The following is a 2,586-nucleotide window of genomic DNA, read 5'->3' as shown; positions in this document are numbered from 1 at the left end:
AGGAAAGAGGAAGAAGGAAGGAGCCAGAAGAAGGAAGGAGCCAGAAGAAGTATTTTTACAAATATGAGATGCTCCCGAAGGAAGGAGCCAGAAGAAGTGTTTTTACAATTATTAGATGCTCCCCCTTGCGTGATAGCAGTTTAAAAAAATAATCTAACTGGAGAAAAGCTCCAAACCCTGATAGTCATCAGTCATTTTTAATTTTTAATCTAAAATCTCAAATCTAAAATGGTATGACTCGCAACTCAAAACTATTGTCATTGGTTGAGCTAGTAAAAAAATTGTCTGTATAAAATTCAATCTCCGTGCTAAACAATAACTTTCTGCCTTGCGAGTGAATTAGGAAGCCGAAAAACTGCGTTACACTTATATAGGTATCTTTACAAAACAACATAAAAGCATGACTGTTGCCTATCCCCGCAAGCTGCGGAACGCTATGGGAGCGCGCGAAATTTTAGCTAATGTAGTGCGCGATCGCGAAATTCACCTGATCACCCTCAACCGCTACCGCTACAGCGAACAGCGCAGTTGCAAAGACCTCACCGACGTGATCGAACGGCTAGACGGGGAACCTGCCGAACTCGTGCGCGACCTCTCCCGGCACATTTCCGACGAAGCGCGACACGCGATGTGGCTCACCGACTTGCTGGTAGACCTCGGCCAAAATGTGGGAACGCCACCGGGAATCTCCTACATTGACGAATTTGACCGCCTGCTGAACAAAGACCAATACCGCAACCTCGATGACGGTATAATTGCAGTTTTAGCAGCAATCAATGTCACCGAAAAGCGGGGCTGCGAATTCTTCTCAGCGCACATCCACGCCCTCAAACAGGCTCCCCAAACCGCAGAAAACGTCAAAATCCGCGAAACAATCGAAAAGATTTTTCCAGAAGAAGCTGGTCACGTCCGCTGGGGCAACCGCTGGCTGGCCCAAATGGCCAACAAAAGCCCGGAACACCGCCAGAAGGTGGAACAGGCCAAGCGCAAGTATGTGGCGATCGAACAAGCAGCTTATGAATCGGGAATGGATATCATGTTGGGGGCAGAACTCCGCCGCGTCACCCGCCTAGTGGATATTGCCAACACCATGCCGATGTGGGAACGCCCGCAATACCTGATGGAACGCTTGCCCGCAAGCCTGCTCGCCCCGGATCTGCAAATGACCAGAGTCGATGTAGCTCAGCGGGCATGGAACCGCGACCCGCAGGCATTTGTGGAGAAATTTGTGCCGATGTTCCTCAACGGCTTGAATACCATTGAGAAGAAGCCGGCGGCGACTAAGCCCAAGGCTTAAATTCGATCGCGAACCTGGTTGAAACCGCTCTGCAAGTCAAACTTGCGTCTGCCTCCGCAAACAAGCGAGATTAACTGGTTCCCAGGCCTAGCCTCGGAACCAGTTATTTAAAGTCATAATTTTAAGCTTTAGCAAGTAAACTGATTATTGGAATAGTTTTCCATCTAAATATAATTATGACTACCAGCGAGCCGAACATACAAACAGCTTCCGCAGAAAGCCAATCGAGTGAAAGCGCGATCGCCTCCGAGCAGGTCGAAAAAGCCACAGCCGTCACCTATGCAGAAGAAATTGAAACTGTCATCGCCAGCATGGCTGTAGACCAAAAAGTGATGGTCGGTCAAAGTGAAGCTGGCGGACATCTTTGGAAGTTTAAGTACGGCAGTGTTGAAGTGTTCGTGCAACTCACGGGCGAAACCGAAGATGATACTTTGACTGTTTGGGCTTTTGTACTGCAGTTGCCAGCTAAGAATGAAGCTCAATTAATGCGGAAACTTCTAGAAATGAATTGGCTGTCTACTTTGGAATCTCATTTTGCGATTGTTGACAATCAAGTTGCCGTAGTATCGACTCGGACAATGGCGGAAATCTCGACCGGGGAAATTTCCCGGGTTATTACTATTGTCGCCACGATCGCCGATGACAACGATGACCTGCTGCAAGCAGAATTCGGTCAGTAGTCATTAGGCTGCGCGACTTTTGATCGAGCCACACTCCGCTAAATTATTGGCAATCGCGCACCTGACATTTAAGTAGCGTGCGCGACTTTTGGTCTATTTATTTAAAGAGAAATGGTTTTACAGATAAAGCCATACGATCTAATTCTGCTTTGTTGTGTTTGAGAAGATTATGTCCCCATAACTCATTTGTGTTGTCAGAACAATCTTTTGCAAGACCTTCTCCAATTTCCTCAAAAGTCTTTTTGATGTCTGTCCTTAGATTCTCTGGTTCAGATAGCACTCCCAGCACGAATACTCTTGCTTTTAGATCATCTGGAATATGACTTTCTACATAACTCAACCGATTTTCATCATCATCGAAATCAATGAGCAAAACCATCATTCTTTGTGGTAATTGTCGCATTTCAGACGCATACTTCTTCGTGAATTCCTCCACAGTTTTTTTCCAACCACCAGGAAGTGGCAGGACTTTAACAGCACGGTTATTAAGGTTTGGCGCCAGAAGAAATCCGTTGACAATCTGGCGATTAGCATCAGGGTAAACGCATCTAAATTAATTTGACAAACACCTAAATTTGTGCATTACTAAATAACTAAAAAAACCTTCTA

At 46.0% G+C, this 2,586-nt stretch carries 3 protein-coding genes; 2 read left to right on the top strand and 1 reads right to left on the bottom strand.

Annotated elements, in window-relative coordinates; genetic code table 11:
- Positions 1 to 400: 400 nt before the first annotated feature.
- Together QUA00_RS36510 and QUA00_RS36505 are read left to right on the top strand one after the other, a co-directional pair.
- The gene (locus QUA00_RS36510; RefSeq protein WP_333413463.1) at positions 401 to 1,297 is read left to right on the top strand and encodes a ferritin-like domain-containing protein; all 897 of its coding nucleotides are present in this window, start codon (positions 401 to 403) and stop codon (positions 1,295 to 1,297) included.
- Positions 1,298 to 1,473: 176 nt separating this feature from the next.
- Positions 1,474 to 1,977 (top strand): YbjN domain-containing protein, encoded by a 504-nt coding sequence (locus QUA00_RS36505; RefSeq protein WP_333140764.1) that lies wholly within the window; start codon positions 1,474 to 1,476, stop codon positions 1,975 to 1,977.
- A gap of 97 nt (positions 1,978 to 2,074) precedes the next feature.
- On the opposite strand, the gene QUA00_RS36500 is transcribed toward QUA00_RS36505, so the two are convergent.
- A complete protein-coding gene (locus QUA00_RS36500) occupies positions 2,075 to 2,380 on the bottom strand; it encodes a hypothetical protein (protein WP_333413460.1) in 306 nt (101 codons plus the stop codon).
- Positions 2,381 to 2,586 lie beyond the last annotated feature (206 nt).

The organism is Microcoleus sp. T2B6, assembly GCF_036700475.1.
GTDB lineage: Bacteria > Cyanobacteriota > Cyanobacteriia > Cyanobacteriales > Microcoleaceae > Microcoleus.
The sequence above is the reverse complement of the archived record's forward strand: the minus strand, read 5'-3'. Positions and strand labels throughout refer to the sequence as shown.